The organism is Paenibacillus riograndensis SBR5, from assembly GCF_000981585.1.
Taxonomy (GTDB): Bacteria; Bacillota; Bacilli; order Paenibacillales; family Paenibacillaceae; genus Paenibacillus_AQ; species Paenibacillus_AQ riograndensis.
The window spans coordinates 4,839,969-4,864,535 of record NZ_LN831776.1 but is presented as its reverse complement, the minus strand read 5'-3'; the positions used below and the strand labels follow the sequence as shown (position 1 = coordinate 4,864,535).

The following is a 24,567-nucleotide window of genomic DNA, read 5'->3' as shown; positions in this document are numbered from 1 at the left end:
CGGAATGGTGATGATCGAATTAAGAGACGTTTACAAGACGTATCTCCGCAAGGGAATCTCGAATGATGCCATTAAGGGAGTTCAGCTGAAGGTTGAGAAAGGCGATATCTTCGGAGTGATAGGCTATAGCGGCGCAGGCAAGAGCACGCTGATCCGGCTGGTCAATTACTTGGAAAGGCCGACGAAAGGACAGGTGTTCGTCGACGGGCATGATTTGGGAGCGTACAGCGATAAAGAGCTGCGTGCCGCCAAAAAAAATATCGGCATGATCTTTCAGCATTTCAACCTGCTGGAATCCAAAAAGGTTTTTGACAATGTGGCAATCCCCCTTGTGCTGCTGAAAAAGAATAAAAACGAGATTCACCAGCGCGTCATGGAACTGCTCGAGTTCGTGGGCCTGAGCGACAAAGCCGGCAGCTATCCGAGCGAATTGTCGGGAGGACAGAAGCAGCGGGTGGGAATTGCCCGTGCGCTGGCTTCGAACCCTTCAGTGCTGCTATGCGATGAAGCGACCTCGGCGCTCGACCCGCAGACGACCCGCTCTATTTTACAATTGCTCAAGAAGATTAACGCGGAATATCATATTACGATCATGATTATTACCCATGAAATGTCTGTCATACAGGAGATTTGCAATAAGGTGGCGGTGATGGAAGGCGGCCGGATCATTGAGCAGGGCAGCGTGCTGGAGGTATTCGGGCATCCGCAGCATCCGACGACACAAAATTTTGTGAGCACGGTTATTCAGACCAGTATGACAAGCAGCATGCGCAAAACATTGATTACAGATGAGGGAAGCCGCATGTACAAGCTGGAATTCTTCGGGGAACGCGCCTCAGAGCCGGTATTGTACGAGCTTATTCGGTCCAGTGATGTCAAGGTTAATATTCTGTTTGCCAATATGACAGAGATTCAGGACACCACCCTGGGGACGATGATCATTCAACTTAAGGGGAGTTCAGAGGAAATGGACAAGGCGCTGGATTTCCTGAAGCGTAGAGAAATCGATTTGGAGGAGGTGGACAAACATGTTCTCAACAACAGTGACCAGTGAGCAGTTTATACAAGCGATCATCGATACGGTCTATATGGTGGGGATGTCCTTGTTCGTAGGCTCGTTGATCGGGATCCCCATCGGCATCCTGCTCGTCGTTACCCGTCCCGGGGGTGTTCTGGAGAACAAGCTGCTGTATACCTTGCTCAATCCGGTCATTAACATCATTCGTTCTCTGCCCTTTATCATTTTGCTGGTCGCGATCATTCCGTTCACCCGGATGATTGTCCACACCTCCATCGGGACGAACGCCGCAATCGTGCCGCTCATCCTGTATATCGCGCCGTACATCGGACGTCTGGTCGAGAACTCCCTGCTTGAGGTGAATCCGGGCATTATGGAAGCGGCGGAATCGATGGGTGCCACACCGTTTCAGGTTATCCGCTTCTTCTTACTGCCGGAGGCTGTCGGCTCGCTGATTTTGTCCTTGACCACTGCAACCATCGGATTGATTGGCGCAACGGCGATGGCCGGAACAGTCGGCGGCGGCGGCGTCGGAGACTTGGCGATTGTGTACGGGTACCAACGGTTTGACACTGTGGTTGTAGTTGCGACAGTGGTGATACTTGTTATTTTCGTACAGGGAATTCAATCTTTGGGCAACTCGCTGGCGAGAAAGATCCGCCGGTACTAGGAACTGTCCTAACAAAAGGAGGCAAACAAAGTGAGTACATGGAGCAGACAGGAACGGTTTCAGGCCATTTTATCGGGGGAGCGGGCGGACCGGCCCATCGTCAGCGGCTGGCGCCATTTTATTGACAAGGAGCAGAACGCGGACGATCTGGCCGGGACGACCATCGCTTTTACCAGGCAATATGATTGGGACTGGGTGAAGATCAACCCCAGAGCCACCTATTTGGCTGAAGCTTGGGGAAATGAATATGATTTCGGCCATTATCAGACTGTATTTCCCCGGCAGCTTACAACGGTGGTTCCGGCAGCAGCCCGGTTGTGGCAGCTTGAAGCGAAAAAGGCCACACAATCACCCCCGCTATTGGAGCAGCTTGAAGCTGTAGCCAAAATCCGCCGGGGGCTGCCGGATACCCCCTTAATCCAGACCGTCTTCTCCCCGCTGACAGTGCTGCTGTTTATTGTCGGGCGTTCCGCTTATGTGTACCCGACCGTGTTCGGCATCGAACAGCCGGTGACCCTGGAATCGCTGTTCCAAGAGCACCGGGCGGCGGCACATCATGCACTGCATGCGATCGCCCTGACTATGGCCGATTATGTGCAAGAGCTGAAGCGGGCTGGATCAGACGGCTTGTTCTATGCGGTGACGGGGACAGCACATCCGGGGATGTTCGATGAAGCGTCGTTCAACGAATTTTCGAGACCTTATGACAGTATTGTATTGGACGCAGCCGGCTACGGAAAAAATGTGCTCCATACCTGTGGGGCTTATGCGCATCCCGAGCGGTTCAACGACTATCCGGTGGACGGGATCAGCTGGGATACGAAGGCTGAAGGAAACCCGGGTCTGGAAGCTGCTGTGACAGCGACGAAGGTTGGGGGAGTCGATCATGCTCTGTTTGCCGCAAACGACATCGCGCAAATTCAGCAGCAGGCTTCGGAAGCACTGCGTCAGATGAAGGACCAGCCGTTTATACTCGCTCCCAACTGCGCGATTCCGCTGAGTGTTACCGACGAAGCACTGGTACAGTTAAAAAAATCTGTATTTGAAGGAGAGATCCGTGTATGAAAAAAGCAATGTCCCTGTTCCTGATTGGTTTCGTTCTGGTACTGACAGCTTGTGGTGCCAACAATGCGGCGGATAACTCTAAAGCCGGAGCTGCAGAAGGTGAGAAGAAGGAGATTGTTGTAGGATTTGGGGTCGGCACTTATGAAGAGCAGTTCCGCCAAGCGATTCTGCCGATTCTGGAGAAGCAGGGCTACAAGGTGGATATTAAGACCTTCTCGCAAAATATGCAGGTCAACCCGGCTATGAAGGAAGGCACCATCGATGCGAGCATCTTCCAGAGTACAGCGTATATGGAAGCTATCAACGGCGAAATTGGCGCGGATATGGTAGGAATCGCCTATGTGCCTGGCGCACCGCAAGGGATCTATTCTGTCAAGCACACTACGCTTGACGATGTAAAGGACGGCACAACGGTGGCCGTTCCCAATGACCCTGTTAACCAGGAACGGGCGCTCCGCATTCTGGAAGAATTGGGCTGGGTTAAGATTAAAGAAGGCTCGAATCTAGCGGACTTCAACATCAATAACATGGAGCCGGACAAATATAAAATCGATATCAAGATTCTCGACCCGGCGCAAATTATGGTGTCCCTGCAGGATGTGGATTATGGCGTGATTAATGGGAATTACATCGCCAGCGCGGGCAAGAAAATTACCGATGCGCTCAAAATTGAAAATACGCCTATGCAGCACCGCATCATCGTATCCGTGAACCGGAAGGATGAGAATACGCAGTGGGCCAAGGACCTGAAGGCTGCCTACGAGTCCAAGGAGTTTGAAGAATATATTACCGGTTTGGAGAAATACGACGGATTCATTCTGCCGGAAGCGTGGAAGAACAACTAATCAGAGGGGGGAAGACGTTGATCGAGCAACGGATTCATTTTATCGGAGGCGGACAGATGGCCGAGGCCATTATCCGGGCCGTCACAGCCAATCAGACCATTGCCGCCGGCCGGATCAGTGTTACGGATATCAATGAGGCACGTCTTCAGGTGTTGACCAATGCTTATGGAGTAGATACGGGCCGGAGCCAGGAAACGTATCTTGCTGAAGCTGAACTGATTGTGCTTGCCGTCCGGCCGCAGGATGCACTGGACGGGCTGGGACAAGCTATAACCCGGCTCGCTGCACCCGATGCCGTGATCGTTTCGATCGTGGCCGGCTTGACGCTGGAGAAGCTGGCCGGAGTATTCGGAGCCGGACGGCCGATCGTCAGGGTCATTCCAAATACGTTGACGGATACGGGGTACGGCTACAGCGGGGTCGTCCTGAACGCCAACGCATCGCGGGAGCAAGTGGACGAGTTCCTGCTTGGCTTTGGCAAAGTCCAGTATATGGAGGAAACATTCCTGGATATTTTCACCGGATACGGTGTGGCCGGGCCTAACTACATCTATTATTTCATTGAATCTCTTGTGGATGCCGGTGTGCTGGCGGGGTTGCCGCGTGAGCAGGCCTGGAATGTCGCGCTGGAGAATATGGCTGGAGCCGTGCTTATGCTGCGGCAGACGGGGCTGCATCCGAGACAGCTGCTGGACATCAATAACTCACCGGGCGGGGTGGGGATGCACGGTCTGTACGAACTGAACAACAGCGATTTCGCGGCCGGACTGCAGCGCAGCGTAATGGCAGCGGTCAAGCGAACGACTGAACTGGGAGCGAAATAGACGATGGCGAGCAAACAATGGGATCACTTGGTTCATTACATCAACAATTTAGACAATGTCGTCGAGGTCTTCGGGGAGAAGGGTCTGGTTGCTTTTAAGGGAGGTTCCCATAAGGACTGGGGCACCTTCAATACGTTAAGCTACTTCGGTCTGACTTACATCGAGTTTCTGGGGATTGAATCGCCCGAATTGGCCCGGTCCACCGGGTACAACCTGGTTGTCCAGGATGCCGTTGCCGCTTTGCCTGAGCATGAAGTGCTGAGCCGGGTGGTGATCCGCACCGACGATATTGAGGAAATGGCAGCATCGTTAACCGCAGCGGGCTTAAGCTTGTCGCCCATTATGGACGGCAAACGCCTGGATATGTCGGGCAGCTTGATCGAATGGCGCATGATGACCATTGCCGGAGATTTCGGCGGGCTGGTCTATCCGTTTATTATTCAGTGGAAAGGAACGGATGAGGAGCGGCTGGCCAGGCTGACGGCTTCCGGCATTGTCCAGCCTCATCCTGCAGGCCGGGCCGAGATCAGGCGGGCGGTCTTCCGCGTGTCGGACCCCGCCGCTGCTGCGGGACACTGGGCGGATTTGTTTGGCCTGGAGGTTGTGAAGTCAACGGATACATCCGCTGTCTTGCAGATCGGAGACAAGTTCTACGATTTCGTCAAAGGGGAGGAGAACCGGTTCATGCAGGTGATCCTGGACACGGACTCTGAACTTCTGGGGGGACAAACTATCCGGATTGGCGAAGGGGAGTATGTGTTCCAGACTTCGGATTAACAGATCGGGATGTACAACAAAAGCGCGCTCCAATGCCTCGGCAGGGAGCGCGTTTTTGTTGTATTTTCATGGCCTTACATATTCAGAATAGGTATTTCTCTAAGCAGATTTTTCAAGTTAATCGAATCCCATGGCATATGCTCCGTTATCCCTAATCCAACTACATCTGTTGCTTCCGAAAGTTCTTTTATCAGATTCAATAGCAGAGGCATTTGCATTGTTCCCGCAGGAGAATAATTATAAGGGGCTTCAGGATTGGCAAATAATAAAGAACGGAATGATTTTGGATCAAGCACATCCAGATCGAGGTGGATAGCCAGGTGCTTAATACCGCTTTCCTTAATCCACTCTTTTATAGATTCAGTACTGTTCGTTAGCTCTTGAGTTCCGGCAGTTTTTATGCCCAGCCGCTGAATCATCTCTGTATCTTGTTCTTCAGGAGCTATGCCCAGTCTCTGAAACGCCTCTGAAATCACTTCTATTTCTTTCTCTGTAGGAGTAGCTAATCCCGCGATAAAAACATGTTCAGGTTTTAGCGGAGTTTTCACATGTCTTGCAAATTCCTCATCTCCTTCTCCCAAAAGATTCCCGAGAGGTAAAGTATGTCCGTTGTCATAACCGGCATATCTGACTAAGTCACTGTGAGCATCGATCCAGATTAAACCCAATTCCCCGCCATACCGTTCGTTTAAATAGGCAAATGGAGCTTGTTCGACTAAGCAGTCCCCGCCAAACATTACAATACGGTCCGGCTTATGGGCATCGATGAGGTGCCGGGCAGCCTCTAATTGCTCAAGCAGCTGTGTTCTTCCATACATGCCGTTCTCGTTGTGCAGCGGGGTTCCATCATAGGCTTGGACGGGTACGTGAATTAGGGGCTGATCATTGTCCGGAGCCAGCCAGGCAAGCAGTTCGGCACCAAAAGAGTAGTTTGGATTGTTCCCTCCTTGCCACTGCGGCATTAACAAACGGATTGTTTTTTTGGTCATTTCTTGCTCTCCTTTACATCAAAGTATGGTTAGTATAAACTGGGCACAAATAAAAAAGTAGTACGCACTAATATGATAGGTACTACCCGAAAGGATAGTGTGAATATGAGTATGGCCGAATATAAAGGCAAAGTTAAGAATGTTCAAGATACACCCTTTGGTTATACATTGTCAGTTATCGGCGGCAAATGGAAGATGGTTATTATATACCTCCTGGCAGAAAATCAACCGGTCCGCTTTAATGATCTGAAAAGACAGATAGGTGCTATTACTTATAAAACTTTGAGTTCACAGCTTAAAGAATTGGAAGCGGATGGTATGGTGATCCGGAAGGAGTATCCTCAAGTGCCGCCTAAAGTTGAATACAGCCTCACAGATAAAGCGGAAACGCTATTACCCGTCTTGGAAGGGTTGTGTGAGTGGGGAACAAAAAACCAGAATAGGAGAGAGTGAGAAAAAGTAGAGTTACTATGAGCTTGGAGCAAAGTTAGTAATATTCTTCCATCCCATAGTATAATATGATCTAGCACCACAGAACCATCTGTTATTTTTGACATTGTGTAATTGAAAATAAGGAGATGAATGCATGGCAAATACCGTTGCGGAGCAAGTCCGGATTATCGAATATGACCCTTCTTACGCGGGAGCGCTTGCAGAAATGTGGAACCGCAGCAGTGACAGCTGGGGCGGCGGGACCATCCAGAAAACAAAGGACAGCGTCCTCCGGATGATGGAGGTATCGTCTCATCTTCATGCCTTTCTTGCTGTTGACGGCGGGGAGGTTGTCGGCTTTTGCAGCTTCTCGCACTACCATCAGGATGAAGGCGCGATGTATGTACCGTTGTTGAATGTCCGCCCTGATTATCACGGCTGTAAGGTTGGCCGCAATCTGATTCTGAAAGCTGTCCGCAAGACGGTAGAAGCGGGCTGGCCGCGGCTTGATTTATTTACCTGGGCAGGCAATACCAAGGCTGTACCGATGTACAAGAAATGCGGGTTCTTCTGGGAAAAAAATGACGATTACGTCCACCTCATGAACTTCATTCCGACTATTTTACAGACTGAAGCCTTGGCTCCTTACTTCGAGGAGCTGGATTGGTACGCCGACAGTACGCGTGAGCTGAGGATTGAGCCGGATGGCCGCACAGCGCGCGGTTTTGATTTCCTGGATTACACTTGGCGCAAGGGAGCGCTTGCCTTACGGGCAGAATTTGAAAAGACCGGACGCGGGCTGACCGCGCTGGATACGCCGGATTATGCAATCTCTACACATATCGATGATCATGATCTCGTATTCGGTTCCGCCTATAAGGTTCAGTATCGCATCGAAAACCGCTCGGCCGCTGCCATGACGATTGAGATCGAGGGCCAGAATAATAAATGTATCCGTTATGCCCTGGATGTCTCCCAAACGATTGCTCCGGGTGAAACCGTAACAATAGAAGGAGAATTTGAGCTGGACCCGGTCCTGGAAGAGCAGAATGACAAGAAGACCCATCCTGTGGTTATGAGCACATGGGCCATCAATGGCAAACGGGCCGAATTCCGGATTGGCATATCACCGAAATTCCCGGTCAAGATGAAGGTTGCACTGCAGGCGGGCGAGCTGTATCCGGGTATTCCGGCCATGCTGTACCTGAATGTAGAGAATCATTTTGCTACGGAAGCAGAGTTCTCCTTCGACTGGCCGGAGACGGATATCGTGGAATGGGCGGACCGTACGGTGCGCTTCACGGTACCGGCGAAAGGCAAAGCAGCTATACCCGCACCATTCAGACTGCGGTCCTATGGACTTTTATCGCATGAGGTAGAGGTAACGGCGGTCCCCGCCGGACACAAAGAAGTCACCTTCACAAGCAAGCTCTCCGCTTTGCTCAAAGGCACGCAGGGCCGGTACGGAGGGCAGAACGGGGATCAGTGGGTCGCCGTAAACGGAGCATTCTCGCTGCATATGAACAAGCTGGATAACAATATGTGGATCGAGTATCCCGGTTCCCGCCACAATTTCCGGTGGAGCTATCCGAAGCTGGGCAAGCCGTTCTCACAGGAATTCTCCAAAAAGCAGGCTGCAGAAGTGAAAATCTATGCAAAAGGGGAGAGTCAGGTTCTCGAAGCCCTATACGAGTCTGAGGATTTCTCCGGCCTGCAGATCAAGTCGGTGGCGAAGCTGTCCGCAAACGGTATTGCCGGATTCCATTATGAAATTTGCAATACCAGCAGCAGAGCGCTGGAAGAGAACATGCAATTGCTGACGAATTTTATTTTCTTCGGGAGCCGGTTCATCCTGCCGTACCAGGGCCGTTATGTTGATATGGGCAACTCCTACTCCAGCGATCCTGCGAATTGGGATAGCGCTAAAATTACAGAAAACTGGCTGTTCTCCAAGGAAGAGAACGTCACTTGCGGGATCTGTTGGGACCCTTCCCTGAAGCTGCTCCGCTCAGATTATCCGCTCGGCTTGGAGCATGAGCTTGGCCGGATTGCTGCCGGAGCCGTAGTGAAAACGAACCCGGTTATATTTGCCCTGAACACCTTCCTCAAGTGGTCTGATTTCCGCTCCTTTGCCCGGAAATTGTCCACCCCGGTTGTTCCGCTGCTGGACAATCACCTGGAACTGGTAGTCGGCGGCGGCAATCCGTTTGCAGCAGGGCTGCTGAGCGCCGAACTGATCGAACGAAAGATGGCACCGCTTGCCGGGAGACTCGAACTGCATATGCAGAAAGGTGGGGAGCCTGAACGGGAAATGGCTGTGGTTGAACTGGACCCGGAACAGCACCTCCATTCAGCCCATGTGGAGATTTCTGCTGAGAACAAGAATGGCCACGGGCAAGGCGAACCGGGCCGGAAGCTCCGGGCCGTCTACCACGGTGAGGATTGGATTCAGGAGCGTTCAGCTCTGTGGTTCCCTCAGACTGACGGCAATGTCACTTGTGAAATAGAAGAGAGTGCAGCAGGTCCTGTGTATACGGTGAACAACGGGGTTCTTTCCATAGCGGCTGCGCCCGGCTTTGGCAGTGTGGTGCATTCCTTGAAGCACAACGGCACAGAATGGCTGGATACTTCGTACCCGGAACCGGTCCCGCATTCCTGGTGGAACCCTTGGCATGGCGGGCTTGGTGTGGATATCCCCCGTTTAGGCGGATTCAGCCGGGAGCAGGAGCCGCGAAACACGGATTGGGGAGAGCGGAAGGACGGGTACGGCAATGTCTGGAAGGGCCTGCGTGTTACTACCAGCATCACGAAGCATGAAGTGAACCGGGGAATAGTCATCCATCAGCATTATCTTATGCTGCCGGGTGTTCCTGTGCTCTGTGTGCAGCATTCCGTGACCAACGGAAGCGGCGAAGCGCTGCCGCATTATTCGTTCGCCGATGATAACTTCTTCAAACCATCGCCTGAGGTCTTCTCAGAAGGTTGGGTAGAAGTCCCGGGGCAAGGGCGGTTTTTGCTCGGCAAACTGGAGGCACAGCTTCAATCCAAGGGGCTTTTGCGGATCGGCGCGGCTTCCCGTCAGGATATGCTGCAGGTGGTGAGCAGTTATCCTAATCAAAGCTCAGCAGTTTATGTGAACAACAAGGGGATCTGTCAGGGTGTAGATTATCAGCTTTCTCTTCTGAACGGGGAAACGCTTTGGACACAGCCGACCTTTCTGGTCTTGGGCCCCATTGCATTGAACCCGGATGATGTGCGGGGTTTGCTTAATCTAAGCTTTGCAGATACAGCAGATGAGAAGGAGGCCTTACATGCCGATCATTGATATTCATATCCATCTGTCAGACATCGACAGCTTCCATCGGACAGCAAGTGATCAATCCAAAGTTGATTACACTGCGGCCGGCCTCAAGGCCGAGTTTGACCAGAACGATGTCATTCTCGGCATCGGAATGGGGGTCACGGAGCAGACGAAGGGGGCTTTTCCCGATTCCGGTTCACCCAATCCTATGGGTCTTGATCTGGAGGAAGAGGTTCCCCCATTCCTGATGGAATGTGTCGGCATCAATCCAAACCGGCTGGCCGGGGCGCAGGCCCAGGCGGAGCTTGACCGGATCGAAGCGCGGATGCAGGCGCCGGAGGTAGCGGGAATCAAGCTGTATGCCGGATATTACCATTATTATGTCCATGACAAGATCTATGCTCCGGTCTATGAGCTGGCGGCTAAGTACAGCTTGCCCGTGGTGATTCATACCGGTGATACCTACTCGATGAACGGGTTGCTGAAGTATTCGCATCCGCTCACTGTAGATGAATTGGCCTATCAGCAGCGTGGCGTTAACTTTATGATCTGTCATCTGGGAGATCCCTGGGTGATGGATGCTGCTGAAGTGGTGGCCAAGAACCCGAACGTGTACGCCGATTTGTCCGGCCTCGTCGTCGGTGACCGGCCTCATTTTGAACGGTTCATGAATGAACCGCTGTTCATGGACCATTTCCGCCGGGCGCTGGTCTATTGTGATCATTATGAGAAAATGCTGTTTGGAACCGACTGGCCGCTGGCGCCAATCGGTCTGTACGCAGAATTTATCCGCAGGCTCGTCCCCGGGCAGCATCACGAAAAGGTATTCTACCGGAATGCCTTTGAGCTATTTCCGCGTATCCGCCAGCGGATCGCGGAGCTGTGAGAGGATGAATGACAGAGAATAAAAGTAATAGTTAGAAAAGCTTCTGCTGATGAACAGTAGAAGCTTTTTTAAATGTATAGGAAACTATGATTACTTCCGCTTAAGTTGGGGACAAACACCTTTGGACGAATTTGTAACGAACAACGGCAGAAATACCGTTGTTGGAGCAGCGAATCTAATCCTAATTCCAACTAGTGTTTTCTCACCGGCTTCTTCGTAAGTGCTATATAAGTTGAACTATAGATTTTCATATTGGGGCCTGGTCGTAACTGCGGGGAATGTTTGGACTTCCGGCCGCTGTTGTCTGCAGATTTCTTCAATTGTACCGCTGTTCGCGGTTGAAATCCGCAGCTTTAGTTCAACTTCTATAGTTGGAAAAAGGGAACTTATTTCACCCCAAAATCAACAATTGTGAGATTTAAGTGGAAAAAGGAAACTTAATGGGGCTATATTCCCTCGTCAGGAGTGAAATGAGCTGAATTAGTGATCCTTTTTCCACTTCACCTGCGGAGAACAGGGTGTTCGAGCAAATTAGTTACCCTTTTTCCACTTGGCATCAGAAAATAGGCCAGGGTGATTTTTTTCTTTGAAAAGAACGTTTCAATCTAAAAGCAGAGCGGTTGTTTATCTGTTAGATTTAATGTTAACATTGAAATAATTGCCACTGACCCCTACATCCTAGGAGACGCATCACATTTACTGTATATCGGCAGAAAGAAGTGGAAAGAGCATAATAAATGAGCACAGGTATACACTAAAAAGAACTTAAAGTACGGCAGAGAAAAGGAGACATTATGACGGTAGATACAGGATGGAACTTCGACAACAGCTATGCCAGACTGCCGGAATCATTGTTTACACGAATCAAGCCAACGCCAGTCCGTTTACCGGAGCTGATCATTTTTAATGACCCGCTGGCGGCAGCCCTGGGGTTGAACGGCCCGGCGCTGCGCAGCGATAAGGGCACTGCGGTTTTTGCAGGCAATGAAGTTCCTCAGGGTGCGGAGTCTCTTGCTCAAGCTTACGCAGGACATCAATTCGGGCATTTTACGATGCTGGGTGACGGTAGAGCCGTGCTAATTGGCGAACAGATCACCCCACAGGGGACGAGGGTTGACATTCAGCTTAAGGGGTCAGGCAGAACGCCATACTCCCGGAGGGGCGATGGCCGGGCGGCACTTGGACCGATGCTCCGCGAATATATTATCAGTGAAGCCATGCATGGGCTTGGCATTCCAACGACCCGCAGTCTGGCGGTAGTCGCCACCGGAGAGCCGGTCATCCGGGAAACTGAGCAGCCGGGTGCTGTTCTCACCCGTGTGGCCGCCAGCCACCTGCGGGTCGGGACCTTTCAATACGCCGCCGCAAGAGGCATTACCGAGGATCTCCGGACCCTGGCAGATTACACTTTGCAAAGACATTATCCGGAAGTTGAAGGTGCAACTAACCGTTATCTTTCCCTGCTTCACGAAGTGGTTAAACGCCAGGCCGACCTGATTGCCAAATGGCAGCTCGTTGGTTTTGTTCACGGGGTGATGAACACGGACAACATGGCTCTTAGTGGAGAAACCATTGATTATGGCCCGTGTGCCTTTTTGGACACCTATGATCCTGAGACGGTATTTAGCTCCATTGACCAACACGGCCGGTATGCCTATGGCAACCAGCCCCAAATTGCTGCCTGGAATCTCGCAAGGTTTGCCGAAACTCTGCTGCCGCTGCTGCATGACGACGAGTCGCAGGCGGTCCGGTTGGCCGAGGAGGCGATTTCCGATTTTACAGAGCGGTACTACCGGAACTGGCTCGCGGGAATGAGGGCAAAGCTGGGACTCTTTAACGAGGAACAGCAGGATGAAGCGTTGATTGAGGAACTTCTTGGCATGATGCACAAGCATCGTGCGGACTATACCAATACCTTCCGTGCCTTAACGTTAGGCAAGCTGGCAGACAGCGAGCTATTTGACAGTAAGGAATTTGCCGGGTGGCATCAGCAGTGGGAGGCTAGACTGGGCAGACAAAAAGAAGCGCAAGACGCCTCCAGGCAGCTTATGCGCAGCAGCAATCCCGCCCTGATCCCCCGTAACCACCGGGTAGAGGAGGCTCTGGAAGCAGCGGTAGAACGTGAAGACTTCAGTGTAATGGAGCGGTTTCTTGGGGTGCTCTCGAACCCTTACGCCTACTCTCCCGAACAGGAGGAGTACTCGACACTGCCGGAAAGCTGCTCCAGTCCTTACCGGACCTTCTGCGGTACCTGATTTTGATCTGAGGGAGATCTGTATATGAAAAATATTACAAAAATGAAAATCTATAAATCTGCAGGCGAAGTGTTTGAAGCCTTTATTGATCCTGCAAAAATCAGAAATTTCTGGTTCTCTTCCAGTTCTGAGAGATGGGAGCAAGGAAAGACCATTACCTTAAAGTATGATGAGTACAATGCGCAAGGGGATATTGAAATTATGGACATGGAGGAAAGCAAGAGCATTGTTTTCCAGTGGGCTTATGGTGAAGAAAAGCATACCGTTACGATTACACTGACAGAAATAGAAGCTTCATCTACAATCGTAGAAGTCATGGAAGAAGGATTTCATGAAAACGATGACAATCTGATACATCATTTATTAGGCAACAAAGAAGGCTGGGTCTACATGTTAACGTGTCTAAAGGGTTACCTGGAATTTGGCGTTACTAAGCTGAGGGCAGGATTAGTATAAGTGTGGTGCTTTGTTTTTTATTTTTAAAACCTGTCTGGAGTTGTGGCGCTTTAGCCTTTATAATATGACAAGTATACTGTATAAAGGAAAAGGTGTTTAACTCATGAGTATATTAAATGTAGAACGGCTGAGTCACGGGTTTGGCGACCGCGCGATTTTCAGCGATGTATCCTTCCGCCTGCTAAAAGGCGAACATATCGGCTTGATCGGCGCAAACGGTGAAGGGAAATCCACCTTCATGAACATAATCACAGGCAAGCTTCAGCCGGACGAAGGCAAAGTCGAATGGGCGAAGCGTATGCGGGCGGGCTACCTGGACCAGCATGCGGTGCTGACGAAGGGACAATCGATCCGCGATGTTCTGCGCGGGGCGTTCCAATATCTCTTCGATATGGAACAAGAGATGAACGACATGTACGGCAGGATGGGTGATGTGTCCCCGGAAGAACTGGAGCAAATGCTGGAGGATGTCGGTACGATTCAGGACACGCTGACAAACCAGGATTTCTATATGATTGACGCTAAAATCGACGAAACTGCCCGCGGGCTGGGTCTTACGGACATCGGTTTGGATAAGGATGTGCATGATCTCAGCGGCGGTCAGCGGACGAAGGTACTGCTGGCTAAACTGCTGCTTGAGAAACCGGACATTCTGCTGCTGGACGAACCTACAAACTATCTCGACGAACAGCATATCGTCTGGCTGAAGCGCTATTTGCAGGAATACGAAAATGCCTTCATTTTGATTTCCCATGACATTCCTTTCCTAAACAGCGTGATCAACCTGATCTACCATATGGAGAATCAATCACTGACACGGTATGTGGGGGATTACGAGTATTTCCAGCAGGTGTACGAGGCGAAAAAGTCGCAGCTTGAATCCGCTTTTAAACGTCAGCAGCAGGAAATTGCCGATCTGAAGGACTTTGTTGCGCGGAACAAAGCCAGCGTGGCTACGCGGAATATGGCGATGTCCCGGCAGAAGAAGCTGGACAAGATGGAGGTTATCGAGCTCGCCCGGGAGAAGCCGAAGCCGCAATTCAACTTCAAGGCCGGACGCACTTCCGGCAAGCTGATTTTTGAAACCAAAGATCTTGTGATCGGCTACGATTCTCCGCTGTCCAGACCGCTGAACCTGCAAATGGAACGGGGACAAAAAATCGCGCTTGTCGGTGCCAACGGGATCGGTAAGACCACGCTGCTGCGCAGCATTCTCGGCCAAATTCCGGCGATTTCAGGTTCGGCCAGACTTGGCGACCTGCTGGAAACCGGTTATTTCGAGCAGGAAATCAAGGGAACGAACTACAATACCTGTATTGAGGAGATTTGGGCAGAGTTCCCGTCCTTTACGCAATTTGAAATTCGGGCGGCGCTTGCCAAATGCGGTCTGACGACCCAGCATATTGAGAGCAAGATTGCGGTTCTGAGCGGCGGCGAGAAGGCCAAAGTCCGTCTGTGCAAACTCATCAACCGCGAAACGAATCTGCTTGTGCTGGACGAACCGACCAACCATCTCGATGTGGATGCGAAGGACGAGCTGCAGCGTGCGCTCCAAGCGTATAAAGGCAGCATTTTGCTGATCTCCCACGAACCTGAATTTTACCGCGATATTGTAACCGATACTTGGAACTGCGAGTCTTGGACAACGAAAGTGTTCTAAACCGTGAAGATCAGGGCTGTCTCAGGGAGGCAGCCTTTTTTCCCTAGGTAGACTGGGAGCCTCGGGAAGCTGATTATTGAATCCATTCGATAACAACGAGATTATCAACTTTTTTTCCATCTGAACTCCAGATGATAACATTATTTTCTTTGCGGAAAACTTCACTTTTCTGTGAAGCAAAATCAGTATATGTGATTTGCTCATAACGTTGATGTTCGCCGGAAACTGTGCTGAAAAAGTAGTCTATTTTATCATAGCAAACATAGAGGCGGCTTTCGGCTGTTACTTCAAATTTCATAAGCTCCCTTTGTTCTGATGCGCTTTGAATACTTTTTTCCACTGTCAGTATGGAATTCTCTGCTTCAACAAACTTTCCGCTAAAATAAAATGGAGTTTCAATAAATCCCTGAACAAGTTCTCCGTTTTCCACAGTAGTTTCCTTCGGAGAGGTTACAAACAAAGCTGTATGGTTAACAAATAAAATACCAAAGGCGATGCTTCCAGAAACAATCAACAGGGTTGTCAGCGAAGTAAGAAATGATAAATTTGATTTTGACTTTCTCTTCATAGCGGTAAATAGCAGATATCCGGTTATAGTCCCCAATGTATTAAATATTAAATCATCAATATCAGTGCTTCCCAAGCCAAAGATAAACTGAATGATTTCGATGAACGCGCTAAAAAGAATCCCGCCTAAAATAACATTTCTGCTTCTTCTTTTTATAATAATTGGCAGTAATAATCCCATAGGAATGAAAATAGCAATATTCCCCACAACATTTTCCAATATTCGCGTTATTGAAACACTGCTGCTAATCATTTCAAAAATTGATTTGAACGGAACAATGCTTACCGTCCGCTCGCTTGCGCCAATGGCCGCAAATAAATTATAGAAGCTCGCTTGCTTAAAAAGTGTTATGCGAAGCAGAAACAGGAAATAAAGCGTGAAAAGTCCAAATACGCAATACCACAAAACTTTTTCTTTTGCACTTTCTTTATTGTTCATAATTCCTCCATTTGTAGGGTGCCATATAAAAACGGCTCGCTTTTTTTAGTGATTGTACTAAATAAAAGCAAACCGTTGATTTTTAATTTCTTTCGAAAATCTTATTTTTTTCTTATCCTACTTACGGATAGGCAAGGTTATGGTAAATGCAGTAGTTTCTTCACGGCTTTCTGCGGAGATAGCTCCACCGTGCATTCTCATAATTTCCTTTGCAATGGCTAATCCAAGCCCTGCACCGCTATTACCAGAGCTCCTGGATTCATCGGCATGATAAAATTTATCAAATATACGCTCCAGCTTATCCTCCGGTATGGTTTCTCCACGATTTTTAATGATTGCAGTTAGATGATCATTTGACTTCTGCACAAAAACATCAATAATACCTTGGGGGAAGCTATAGGTGATCGCGTTTTTTAGGACATTGTTAAAGACTCTTGCAATTTTTTCGGCATCCACAAAAGCAAATATATTATCGGGGATATCCAAATTGAGCTGAAGCTCTTTTTGCTGCAGTAAAGGGTAGAATTCATCAGATATTTGCTCAATTAAAAAGGATAAATCCACTTCTTTTTTAACTAATGCCTTGTCCGACAGACTGTAACGTGTGATATCAAAAAATTCATCAATCAGGTTTTCAAATTTCAATGCTTTTTCAAAGGCGATCCTTTCGAACTTGTTCCGTTGTTCCGGCGGCATATCCGGCGATTCACATAAAAGGCTCAAATATCCGACAACGGAAGCAAGCGGGGTTCTTATATCATGTGCAAGATAGGTGAGCGCGTCAGATTTTTTTTGAACCTCGATTTCCGATAAATGCTGTTGCTCTCTATTTTGGGTTTTTATAAGATTAAGCCGGTTTTGCAAATCAGAAAACTCCGCAGGCAATATAATATCGTCGGCTGAATTGTCTAATATATGGTCCAGACTGTCCATGATCTTCATAATCTTTCGTGAAGCATTCCATTCAATCCCAATCCATACCAGAAATTGTGAAGCTGCAATAACAAATAAGATCACGGCCGGTTCATAGTCATGAATGAAATAAGCTAAATTGTGGCCCAGCATTTTTTCAAGCATGATGTAAAAGTTGTCTGCATACGCAATCTTCACTATAAAATAGCCGATAGCAAAAACGACGAATACGGCTATTGCCCCTACCAAATGCCGTAGCCATAATGTTTGTTTGTATTTCTTTGAAAACGTCTTATTCAATGATGTATCCTACTCCCCATATCGTTTTTATGAATTTTGGGTTTTCTCCAGTATCGTTTAGCTTCTCCCGGATATGTCTGATTTGAACCATAACTGTGTTTCTGTTATTTTTGAAATATTTCTCTCCCCATACTTGCTGAAAGAGTTCATCCGCACTGAAAACGATTCCTCTGTTTTTGCACAAAAGCCATAATATAGAGAATTCCAGGGGAGTCAGCCTGATTTTTTTACCATTTAAATTACATTCATGAGATCTTTTGTTGAGAAAGAGGCCTGTGACCATAAGGGTTTCTGATGTGCTGCTTTCTTTTCCGTCATATAGCTGGACTCGTCTTAATTGGGCCTTTACACGCGCGACTAATTCAACCGGCAAAAAAGGCTTAGTCACATAATCATCGGCTCCCAAGGATAGTCCGGTAACACGGTCGATCCCTTCTGTTTTGGAAGTAAGCATAATTATTGGAAAAGTGTATTTCTCCCGTATGAGCTTGCATAATTCAAATCCGTTTCCATCTGGCAGCATGACATCTATAATAGCCAAATCAAATCTTTCGTTATTAATGAGCACAAGTGCATCCTGTGAACAATAGCATTTGGACACTTGAAAATTTTCATTTTGCAGAAACAGCTCTATTAAATCGGTAATTTCCTGTTCATCATCAATGATTAAAATTCTGTTCATAGGTTCTCACTCTTTAGTTCCTTATTTAGGTATTTTCCATACAAAAATATTATATACGGTCAACCGAAGGATTGCATTGTTCTCTTCAATGGGCATCGTACGTCATTGTTTAAAAGATAGGACAACAACTTCATTTTTTAATTTCTTTTTCAGCGCATACCGTATAAGCACACAAACAAAAGCGAGAACGAGCAAAGTTGATCCGATGATCCAAACAAGGGAGTTGCGGTCGGGAGTGAATCCCAACTTTTTTAAGAACGTTCCAGGAAGCGTTGCAGCAAAAATGAATAATACAGAGCTGACAGACAAGTAAGTGCGGATTTTTTCCGGTGATTTGGAGAGCATGGACAGCAAAGTTAGCGTACTTGTCACGAAGTAGCTAAACAAGATAAATGCTAACGCGAAAAAAACAAATGATAAACTCAGATACAGATCTATCAGCACCCTCTGATTAGTAAAAAGAGCATAAATGAAAATCATAATATTAAAAATAAGGATAGGTCCAATACATAGTAGATAGGAGGACCAGCCATATATTTTCACAAGTTTATGAACTTCCAATTTGTTAGCGAGATAGTATTCGCAGCGTCCCGTTGTCTTTTCCGAGATGACAATCATGCTAATAGTTAACATATTCAGGAAGAAATAAATAGAAATATTTAGAATGAGCAGGACATAGACAGCAAGGTATCCCAGCGGACCCGTATTGGTTTTTAAAATTTGAATAACAGAGTTGAGTGGGATGATCAACATCATTGCAACCATAACCAGATAAGAAGAGCTTCTTAGAACATCTCTAGAATTGAGCTTAATAATTGGATTAATGCCCATCACCTAACTTCCTCCAGTACGTCAAAAAATCTTTCTTCCAAATCTCCTTTAAAGTTCTGATTATTAATGATCTCCGCGATTGTTCCATTAGCCAGAATGGCAATCCAGTCGCTGATTTTTTGGACTTCTGCCAAATCATGCGAAGTAATGATGACTGTCTTACCTTCTTCCTTCAGAAGCTGTATTACGTCCCGCATAACTCTTCTGGATTCAGGGTCAACCCCGGAAGTTAATTCATCCAACATTATAATGGGTGAATCTTTGAGTAAAGTAATAAGCAATGAGAGTTTTCGTTTCATGCCTTTGGAATAAGTAGCAACTTTCTTATCAAGAGCGGTGCTTAATTGTAGCAAATGGGCATACTTCATGGTGGTTGCCGAGACCAGTGAGGAGTTTACAGAAAGATAGATACCAAAATTCTGTAGATTCTCCCATCCGGTTTTGGTTTCGAACAAATAATCATTTTCAAGCAGTACTGACACTGCTTGTTCGTCACCGGTAAAATGGATCATTCCTTCATCCAAATGGAGTAAACCCATCATTAACCGGAGAAGCGTTGTTTTTCCTGCACCATTAGGTCCAATAATGGCATAAATGCTGTTATGGGGTACATGTAAAGAAACTCCCTTAATAATTTTTGTGTCATTCAGACTTTTGCCTGCTCCTGATATGACAATAGCGTATCCTTCAGCGTCTGAGGTACCTTGTTCGTATACCATTTACACTCCGCTCCTATTTTTTTGATTCCGATAAAAAGAATATAATCGCAATATTAATATATAATGAGTTATATTTTACGTAAGCGACATTAAATACCATAAGTTTTCGGGGTGGAAAGTCAACCTATATATAAACGGAAATAAATTGGATGAGGACGAAGTATTTGTTGAAGACGAATTTTTCAGAAGAATTAATACAAAAATTAGAAGAGCTCAAAAGCATAATGGCTTCGAACGGCTTAGAATTTCGATATGATGTAGAACGATATAAGGGAATAATCGAAAAAATAAATGGAGTAGAGTGATCTGTTTTTACTTCTAATAACAATTTACAAGGGGAAATAATATGTTTGAGAAGAGAAGACATATCAGAATTGATGCAGACGGATGGGCGGAAGATATTGAAAACGCTCAAGTGGATGTAGTGGTCACTTTTCCAGATTCCACACGATGGATTTCGAATTTTTACACCATAAAGTGCATTGAAACCATGAAGCAGGATTATTCGGAAAGTAAGGTTTGTTTGAATGGGGCCTATTGGTGTGCATCCTCTCCAGTCATTATAGTTGATAATATTAGCCGCGAGAGAATTGAACAGGTAGTTGACGATTTAATACAGGATGGGAGCTTTGAATATGTATTTGAATATTTTGGTCCGGTAGAGAATAGGGATATGGAAGCGTCAGGGTACCCTGAAGATTTTTTTGATAATAACAGTAAAATTGATCCTTTGTATGTATCGTTACAAGCTGCCCGGATACAACAGATGCTAGATCAGGCTAGTGAGGAAGTGAAAATGAAAATAATGAGAGAGATATTCGGAGTGTGTTTGTGATTTGTAAATTATTTCCAATGACTTCCGGAAGAGAGAGAAAGAGAATCATCTGTGCTCGTACGGCCTTATTGTATGTCAAGTTTATACGTAACGGTTCCGCTTATTCCCGTAGTTGCACAGCTCTTCGAAATTTCGACTATAGGCTCTGGCGCAGCAACCTTCTCTCCAATAATTTGCCTATGGATCTCATTGCATTGTCCGTTGGTATCATTCATAGCAGGGAAGGCCCCAAGACCCCCAATTCATAACCTTTGGCGACAGCGCCGACCCGCGACTTCACCCCCAGCTTCTGAAGAATGGCTGTCAGGTGATATTCAACAGTTCGCTGGCTGATCGCCAGGTCCCGGGCAATCTCCCGGTTGTTCATTTCTCTGGCCACCCGCAGCAGCACTTCCCGTTCCACCGGCGTAAGTTTGTCTTGTGCAGAAGTGTTGAATATCCGTTCCGGGACCAGCAGATGTCCGGACATACTCTGCCTTATTGCATTAATAATCTGCGCATAGGATGCTTGCTTGGACAAATAAGCGTTCACCCCAAGCTCGTAAGCCTTACGGTAAAATTCATCGTAGGTATAACCCGACAGCATAATGATTTTTAGAGAGGAGCCATAGTCCTTTTTCAATAATTTGGCCAGACTGAAGCCATCCAGGTGGGGCAGAGACACATCAAGGACCAGCACATCCGGCTTCAAAACACCGATTTGCTCCAGCAGGTGCCGCGGGTCCGCAAAGGCTTCAATCACACGGATATCCTGTTCCTGTTCCAAGCGGGCTCGCAAAGAATCCATAACCAAGGGATGATCATCGATTAATATAACCCGGATACTGTCATCCATATTGATGTACCTCCTGGGAGTTGTAATGATGCGGCCGAAGCCGGATGGTGATCACGGCCCCTTTTCCGGGCCTGGACTGGATGTCCAGCTCGCCGCCCAAATGCCCGATCTGGCTGCTGACGGAGATGAGTCCGAGATGACTGCCATTCATAAAGCTGCTCTGTTCTGAAAAAGCGGTGGCGTCAAAGCCTTTGCCATTATCGCTGACGGTGCAGCATATGCCTTCTGCCGGTATATGTATGAAGCGGATATCGAGCTGACTGGCTTCGGCATGTTTTTGTACATTAAGAACCAGTTCGCGTATGATCCGGAACAGGTTGGATTTTAAGATGGAATCAGGCGGGGTTTCGCCGCCCCAGCGATAATCAAGCGATACGTTAAGCCCGCTCTGCTCTTTGACAGTCCGCAGCAGCCAATGCAGAGAGGCTTCCAAATCGGCTTTGTCTACGATGTGGGGATACAGTTCATCGCACAACAGCCGGATTTCCTGCTGCGAAGTGTACAGGCACTTGAGCCAGGAAGCCATACGCCTGGCGTTCACCGTTCCCTGATCGGCCAGCTCCTCCAAGTCCCGGGACAAGAAGATCAGGTTCTGAAGCAGATGATCGTGCAGACGGTACGAGAGGCGGATACGTTCAGCTTGCTGGGCTTCCAGCAGCAGGTAATTCGCTGCGCGGATGCCGCTGACATCACGCTTATACGCTGCATTTTCCTCCTTAGTATGTTGAAATTCCTTGTATATTCCAGACAACAGCCCGGCATTCAGGAGCAGCCGGACGGATTCATGGCCAACCTCTTCAATCAACTGCTTCTCCTCGGCGGAGAACATGGACTGATTCCGTTTGGGTCCCACGCACAGATAGCCTTCTCCGGCATTTTCCTCCCCTCCGGCAAGAGGAACCACATGTTCAAAATCATAGTTTCGTGCCCAATAGCTACGATCCAATAAGCGGTTATCCTGGCCGGTTGCAGGATTTACGTACACCATATCCCCGTATTTTTCTGTACCATGAAAGATCGGCTGCTTATTTTGAGCCTCCTGCCAAATCATAAAAATCCCTTCCACATCTACAATGTGGTGCAGCATTTCACCCATCATACTAAGAATATCCTGAATATTCCGTTTGCTTGCTGCTTGAATCGAGAGTTTATAGGTTTGGTGTTCCAGCCATTTTTTCCGTCCCTCTGCGTGCCGCTTCGACCTTTGGACAAGATTCCGGTACAACCAGGTTCCGGCAACGAAACAGATAAACAAACCGGAGACTCCAAAGGGATCCCTGACCACATGCGCCAGAGCCAACAGCACAAATACGCCTCCGAAGTAGACAGAATGAATGAACAGGCGGGGCAGGTACAACTGCATGTCCAACATGCTCCGTTTGTTCAAAATATACAGGAGAATAACAGACAGCGGCACAAGGCCGATGAGGGTATACTCAGGGGCAATAACATACCTGTCACCCCATATATTCGGAAGGGCATACAGCAATACAAAAGGCAGAAGGCTGGTGACCAGTCCGGCAACGAGAACTAACGCATGGTTTTTTTCTACCCTGTCCAATGATCTCCAATATAATGCGACTGTCACCAGGAGCAGCAGCAGCACCAGCAGAAGGACAAGATGGAGTGTTCCCCGGAACCAACCGGGAATCTGAGGCTGAGCTACCGCCCAGAGGGCACAGCAGGAGAGCAGCACACTAAGCATCCGGAATGCAGTCAGCGCCCTTGCCCAGGTCCGGGGTACAGCACGCAGCACAAACGATACGCAAAAGGAAAGAAGCAAATATGGCAGCCAGAGAGAAGAGAGGGCAAGGATCCAATTTGACACAGCCCTCTCTGTTGAATACACGGCCAGGATAACCAGTGCCATGACATAATTCATAAGAGAGAACTTGCGCACCGTGGAGGAGCCGGGATTTGCCCGGTAGGCCAGCCAGGAAATGGAGAGCAGCAATACTTCAAGCAGCATGGAAAACAGGCTTTTCCAAACGTCGGTGTTCGACGCTGTAAATTGCAATTCATACACCGAACCATCCCTGTGCAGGAGGGTCGCCGTGCTTACCTTGGTGAGGGAGGTTTGGGTCTGGCCTGCGTACTTGGCTTCAGCGGCAATGCCGTCAACGGACACCATACGGTCTCCCTGCTGCACTTGTCCCAGCGCTGCTTTGCCTGAAGGGTCCACGCGGATTACCCGCCAGCCTGCTTCGCCGCGCCCCAGGACTGCTCCGATATAGGGATGCTGAATCGTCTCCAGGTGAACATAAACGGCTATGAGCAGAAAAAAAGCAGCAAGCGTTGCGGCGAGTAAAGCGGGTTTCGTGCGTATCGGGTACATGAGCATTTCCTCTTTCGTTCATCTTTCAGAATTATACGCCAACCAGATAAAGCGTAACTGCACCCCAGATGGTGTTGATGTAGATATGAAATAAAATAGCTCCATAGAGGTTCTTGCGCAGCTTCACTAGAATCTCACAAGGAATCACTACTGCGAGCGGAATAAAAGCCCAATTCATCGGTGCTTGCCACATGTGATAAAACTGGAATAGCACACTGACGAGCAGCCAGTCAAAGCGGAGGCGGCCGATCTTCTTCAGCAAAAATCCGCGGAAATATATTTCCTCTCCGATAAAATTCCCAATCAGCCCGATTACCAGGAGCGGCCAGGGAAAATCATAGTAGCCTTGATGATAGATATGCCATTCTCCCATCCGCAGCGCGGGTATAGAATCCAAGAAGGCGGACAAGGGCGGGAACATCCATTTCATATAGGGCAGGGAGAGGACGGTGAAAATAATAGTGATTATTGGAAGAATCACGAAAAGCCCCTTGGCATCCCCTTTTCGGAATCCGAGATATGTAAACGTCTGCTTCCAGGTCAGCTTATCCACAAATTTTAGCATGAATAATGGAAAAAAAATATGCCATCCGCTGGCCATCACTGCCAGCACAAGAAACTGGATGTAGTGACTGGATAGACCTGTGAGTTCCATGAGCCGGGGGCGGAGCGGATAGATCAGCAAATATGCCAAGAAACCGGGCAGGATGGCGCAGGATAAATAAAACAGAATGCTTCGGCGGCTGGCTGCTTCATGCTGGCGGAGAAAACTTTCATATTCAGGGTCACGATTTACAAAAAAGGCGGTAACTCTACGGGTCCAATTGGTTGTCATAATGAACGCTCCTTGTGCCAGGTAATGTAGTCACAAGGAGAATAGCATACGGCTGATATTCCGGTATCCGTATCCCGCGCCGTATCCGAGGGGAGCCAC

At 48.2% G+C, this 24,567-nt stretch carries 22 protein-coding genes; 13 read left to right on the top strand and 9 right to left on the bottom strand.

Annotation, left to right across the window (positions count from 1 at the left end; genetic code table 11):
• Nucleotides 1-10: 10 nt before the first annotated feature.
• Genes PRIO_RS20640 through PRIO_RS20615 form a run of 6 tightly spaced genes read left to right on the top strand, consistent with a single transcriptional unit; the run spans nucleotide 11 to nucleotide 5,199 of the window.
• Nucleotides 11-1,054: a methionine ABC transporter ATP-binding protein gene (locus tag PRIO_RS20640; RefSeq protein WP_020432493.1), complete on the top strand. Its 1,044-nt coding sequence runs from the start codon at nucleotides 11-13 to the stop codon at nucleotides 1,052-1,054.
• The gene (locus PRIO_RS20635) at nucleotides 1,029-1,688 is read left to right on the top strand and encodes a methionine ABC transporter permease (RefSeq protein WP_020432494.1); all 660 of its coding nucleotides are present in this window, start codon (nucleotides 1,029-1,031) and stop codon (nucleotides 1,686-1,688) included. Before PRIO_RS20640 ends, PRIO_RS20635 begins: the two co-directional genes overlap by 26 nt.
• Before the next feature lie 30 nt (nucleotides 1,689-1,718).
• Nucleotides 1,719-2,753 carry a uroporphyrinogen decarboxylase family protein gene (locus tag PRIO_RS20630; protein ID WP_020432495.1) on the top strand — a complete coding sequence of 345 codons (1,035 nt, stop codon included), beginning with the start codon at nucleotides 1,719-1,721 and terminating at the stop codon, nucleotides 2,751-2,753.
• Complete coding sequence (locus PRIO_RS20625) at nucleotides 2,750-3,598, top strand: MetQ/NlpA family ABC transporter substrate-binding protein (RefSeq protein ID WP_020432496.1); 849 nt, start codon at nucleotides 2,750-2,752, stop codon at nucleotides 3,596-3,598. The genes PRIO_RS20630 and PRIO_RS20625 overlap by 4 nt, the downstream gene beginning before the upstream one ends.
• Before the next feature lie 20 nt (nucleotides 3,599-3,618).
• Nucleotides 3,619-4,422: a pyrroline-5-carboxylate reductase gene (gene proC, locus PRIO_RS20620; protein WP_046507217.1), complete on the top strand. Its 804-nt coding sequence runs from the start codon at nucleotides 3,619-3,621 to the stop codon at nucleotides 4,420-4,422.
• Between the two features lie 3 nt (nucleotides 4,423-4,425).
• Nucleotides 4,426-5,199, top strand: coding sequence for a VOC family protein (locus PRIO_RS20615; protein ID WP_020432499.1), 774 nt, complete (start codon nucleotides 4,426-4,428; stop codon nucleotides 5,197-5,199).
• Between the two features lie 74 nt (nucleotides 5,200-5,273).
• Here PRIO_RS20615 and PRIO_RS20610 read toward each other — a convergent pair whose 3' ends face one another.
• Complete coding sequence (locus tag PRIO_RS20610) at nucleotides 5,274-6,188, bottom strand: arginase family protein (RefSeq protein ID WP_020432500.1); 915 nt, start codon at nucleotides 6,186-6,188, stop codon at nucleotides 5,274-5,276.
• A 105-nt stretch (nucleotides 6,189-6,293) separates the two neighbouring features.
• Between PRIO_RS20610 and PRIO_RS20605 the strand changes: the two genes are divergently transcribed.
• The 6 genes from PRIO_RS20605 (at nucleotide 6,294) to PRIO_RS20580 (ending at nucleotide 15,178) form a co-directional block, all read left to right on the top strand.
• Nucleotides 6,294-6,641, top strand: coding sequence for a winged helix-turn-helix transcriptional regulator (locus PRIO_RS20605; protein WP_046504471.1), 348 nt, complete (start codon nucleotides 6,294-6,296; stop codon nucleotides 6,639-6,641).
• A gap of 133 nt (nucleotides 6,642-6,774) precedes the next feature.
• Nucleotides 6,775-9,945: a GNAT family N-acetyltransferase gene (locus PRIO_RS20600; protein ID WP_046504466.1), complete on the top strand. Its 3,171-nt coding sequence runs from the start codon at nucleotides 6,775-6,777 to the stop codon at nucleotides 9,943-9,945.
• The gene (locus tag PRIO_RS20595; RefSeq protein WP_020432504.1) at nucleotides 9,932-10,807 is read left to right on the top strand and encodes an amidohydrolase family protein; all 876 of its coding nucleotides are present in this window, start codon (nucleotides 9,932-9,934) and stop codon (nucleotides 10,805-10,807) included. The genes PRIO_RS20600 and PRIO_RS20595 overlap by 14 nt, the downstream gene beginning before the upstream one ends.
• Nucleotides 10,808-11,601: 794 nt before the next feature.
• Nucleotides 11,602-13,062: a protein adenylyltransferase SelO gene (locus PRIO_RS20590; protein ID WP_046504463.1), complete on the top strand. Its 1,461-nt coding sequence runs from the start codon at nucleotides 11,602-11,604 to the stop codon at nucleotides 13,060-13,062.
• A 24-nt stretch (nucleotides 13,063-13,086) separates the two neighbouring features.
• A complete protein-coding gene (locus PRIO_RS20585; RefSeq protein WP_046504460.1) occupies nucleotides 13,087-13,518 on the top strand; it encodes an SRPBCC family protein in 432 nt (143 codons plus the stop codon).
• A gap of 103 nt (nucleotides 13,519-13,621) precedes the next feature.
• Complete coding sequence (locus tag PRIO_RS20580; protein WP_046504457.1) at nucleotides 13,622-15,178, top strand: ABC-F family ATP-binding cassette domain-containing protein; 1,557 nt, start codon at nucleotides 13,622-13,624, stop codon at nucleotides 15,176-15,178.
• Nucleotides 15,179-15,251: 73 nt separating this feature from the next.
• On the opposite strand, the gene PRIO_RS20575 is transcribed toward PRIO_RS20580, so the two are convergent.
• The 5 genes from PRIO_RS20575 to PRIO_RS20555 form a co-directional block, all read right to left on the bottom strand.
• Nucleotides 15,252-16,184 (bottom strand): VanZ family protein, encoded by a 933-nt coding sequence (locus PRIO_RS20575; protein WP_046504454.1) that lies wholly within the window; start codon nucleotides 16,182-16,184, stop codon nucleotides 15,252-15,254.
• 117 nt (nucleotides 16,185-16,301) lie between these two features.
• Nucleotides 16,302-17,396 (bottom strand): sensor histidine kinase, encoded by a 1,095-nt coding sequence (locus tag PRIO_RS20570; RefSeq protein ID WP_046504451.1) that lies wholly within the window; start codon nucleotides 17,394-17,396, stop codon nucleotides 16,302-16,304.
• Nucleotides 17,389-18,078: a response regulator transcription factor gene (locus PRIO_RS20565; protein WP_046504448.1), complete on the bottom strand. Its 690-nt coding sequence runs from the start codon at nucleotides 18,076-18,078 to the stop codon at nucleotides 17,389-17,391. Before PRIO_RS20565 ends, PRIO_RS20570 begins: the two co-directional genes overlap by 8 nt.
• Nucleotides 18,079-18,180: 102 nt before the next feature.
• A complete protein-coding gene (locus PRIO_RS20560) occupies nucleotides 18,181-18,912 on the bottom strand; it encodes a hypothetical protein (protein WP_144412121.1) in 732 nt (243 codons plus the stop codon).
• Nucleotides 18,909-19,628, bottom strand: a complete 720-nt coding sequence (locus PRIO_RS20555; RefSeq protein ID WP_052741501.1) for an ABC transporter ATP-binding protein — start codon at nucleotides 19,626-19,628, stop codon at nucleotides 18,909-18,911. Before PRIO_RS20555 ends, PRIO_RS20560 begins: the two co-directional genes overlap by 4 nt.
• Nucleotides 19,629-19,974: 346 nt before the next feature.
• On the opposite strand from PRIO_RS20555, the gene PRIO_RS20550 reads away from it, so the two are divergent.
• Complete coding sequence (locus PRIO_RS20550; RefSeq protein ID WP_046504441.1) at nucleotides 19,975-20,463, top strand: hypothetical protein; 489 nt, start codon at nucleotides 19,975-19,977, stop codon at nucleotides 20,461-20,463.
• 211 nt (nucleotides 20,464-20,674) lie between these two features.
• On the opposite strand, the gene PRIO_RS20545 is transcribed toward PRIO_RS20550, so the two are convergent.
• The 3 genes from PRIO_RS20545 to PRIO_RS20535 are packed head-to-tail and all read right to left on the bottom strand — an operon-like array spanning nucleotide 20,675 to nucleotide 24,468.
• Nucleotides 20,675-21,298, bottom strand: coding sequence for a response regulator transcription factor (locus PRIO_RS20545; RefSeq protein ID WP_020428530.1), 624 nt, complete (start codon nucleotides 21,296-21,298; stop codon nucleotides 20,675-20,677).
• Complete coding sequence (locus tag PRIO_RS20540) at nucleotides 21,291-23,633, bottom strand: sensor histidine kinase (protein WP_020428531.1); 2,343 nt, start codon at nucleotides 23,631-23,633, stop codon at nucleotides 21,291-21,293. The genes PRIO_RS20545 and PRIO_RS20540 overlap by 8 nt, the downstream gene beginning before the upstream one ends.
• A 31-nt stretch (nucleotides 23,634-23,664) precedes the next feature.
• Nucleotides 23,665-24,468, bottom strand: coding sequence for a CPBP family intramembrane glutamic endopeptidase (locus tag PRIO_RS20535; RefSeq protein WP_020428532.1), 804 nt, complete (start codon nucleotides 24,466-24,468; stop codon nucleotides 23,665-23,667).
• Nucleotides 24,469-24,567: the final 99 nt, after the last annotated feature.

Coding starts and splice junctions, on each gene's coding strand:
- PRIO_RS20575 (WP_046504454.1), bottom strand. CDS start 16,184: ATGAACAATAAAGAAAGTGCAAAAGAAAAAGTTTTGTGGTATTGCGTA.
- PRIO_RS20625 (WP_020432496.1), top strand. CDS start 2,750: ATGAAAAAAGCAATGTCCCTGTTCCTGATTGGTTTCGTTCTGGTACTG.
- PRIO_RS20605 (WP_046504471.1), top strand. CDS start 6,294: ATGAGTATGGCCGAATATAAAGGCAAAGTTAAGAATGTTCAAGATACA.
- PRIO_RS20590 (WP_046504463.1), top strand. CDS start 11,602: ATGACGGTAGATACAGGATGGAACTTCGACAACAGCTATGCCAGACTG.
- PRIO_RS20580 (WP_046504457.1), top strand. CDS start 13,622: ATGAGTATATTAAATGTAGAACGGCTGAGTCACGGGTTTGGCGACCGC.
- PRIO_RS20555 (WP_052741501.1), bottom strand. CDS start 19,628: ATGGTATACGAACAAGGTACCTCAGACGCTGAAGGATACGCTATTGTC.
- PRIO_RS20615 (WP_020432499.1), top strand. CDS start 4,426: ATGGCGAGCAAACAATGGGATCACTTGGTTCATTACATCAACAATTTA.
- PRIO_RS20565 (WP_046504448.1), bottom strand. CDS start 18,078: ATGAACAGAATTTTAATCATTGATGATGAACAGGAAATTACCGATTTA.
- PRIO_RS20545 (WP_020428530.1), bottom strand. CDS start 21,298: ATGGATGACAGTATCCGGGTTATATTAATCGATGATCATCCCTTGGTT.
- PRIO_RS20610 (WP_020432500.1), bottom strand. CDS start 6,188: ATGACCAAAAAAACAATCCGTTTGTTAATGCCGCAGTGGCAAGGAGGG.
- PRIO_RS20585 (WP_046504460.1), top strand. CDS start 13,087: ATGAAAAATATTACAAAAATGAAAATCTATAAATCTGCAGGCGAAGTG.
- PRIO_RS20600 (WP_046504466.1), top strand. CDS start 6,775: ATGGCAAATACCGTTGCGGAGCAAGTCCGGATTATCGAATATGACCCT.
- PRIO_RS20535 (WP_020428532.1), bottom strand. CDS start 24,468: ATGACAACCAATTGGACCCGTAGAGTTACCGCCTTTTTTGTAAATCGT.
- PRIO_RS20540 (WP_020428531.1), bottom strand. CDS start 23,633: ATGTACCCGATACGCACGAAACCCGCTTTACTCGCCGCAACGCTTGCT.
- PRIO_RS20550 (WP_046504441.1), top strand. CDS start 19,975: ATGTTTGAGAAGAGAAGACATATCAGAATTGATGCAGACGGATGGGCG.
- PRIO_RS20595 (WP_020432504.1), top strand. CDS start 9,932: ATGCCGATCATTGATATTCATATCCATCTGTCAGACATCGACAGCTTC.
- PRIO_RS20635 (WP_020432494.1), top strand. CDS start 1,029: ATGTTCTCAACAACAGTGACCAGTGAGCAGTTTATACAAGCGATCATC.
- PRIO_RS20640 (WP_020432493.1), top strand. CDS start 11: ATGATCGAATTAAGAGACGTTTACAAGACGTATCTCCGCAAGGGAATC.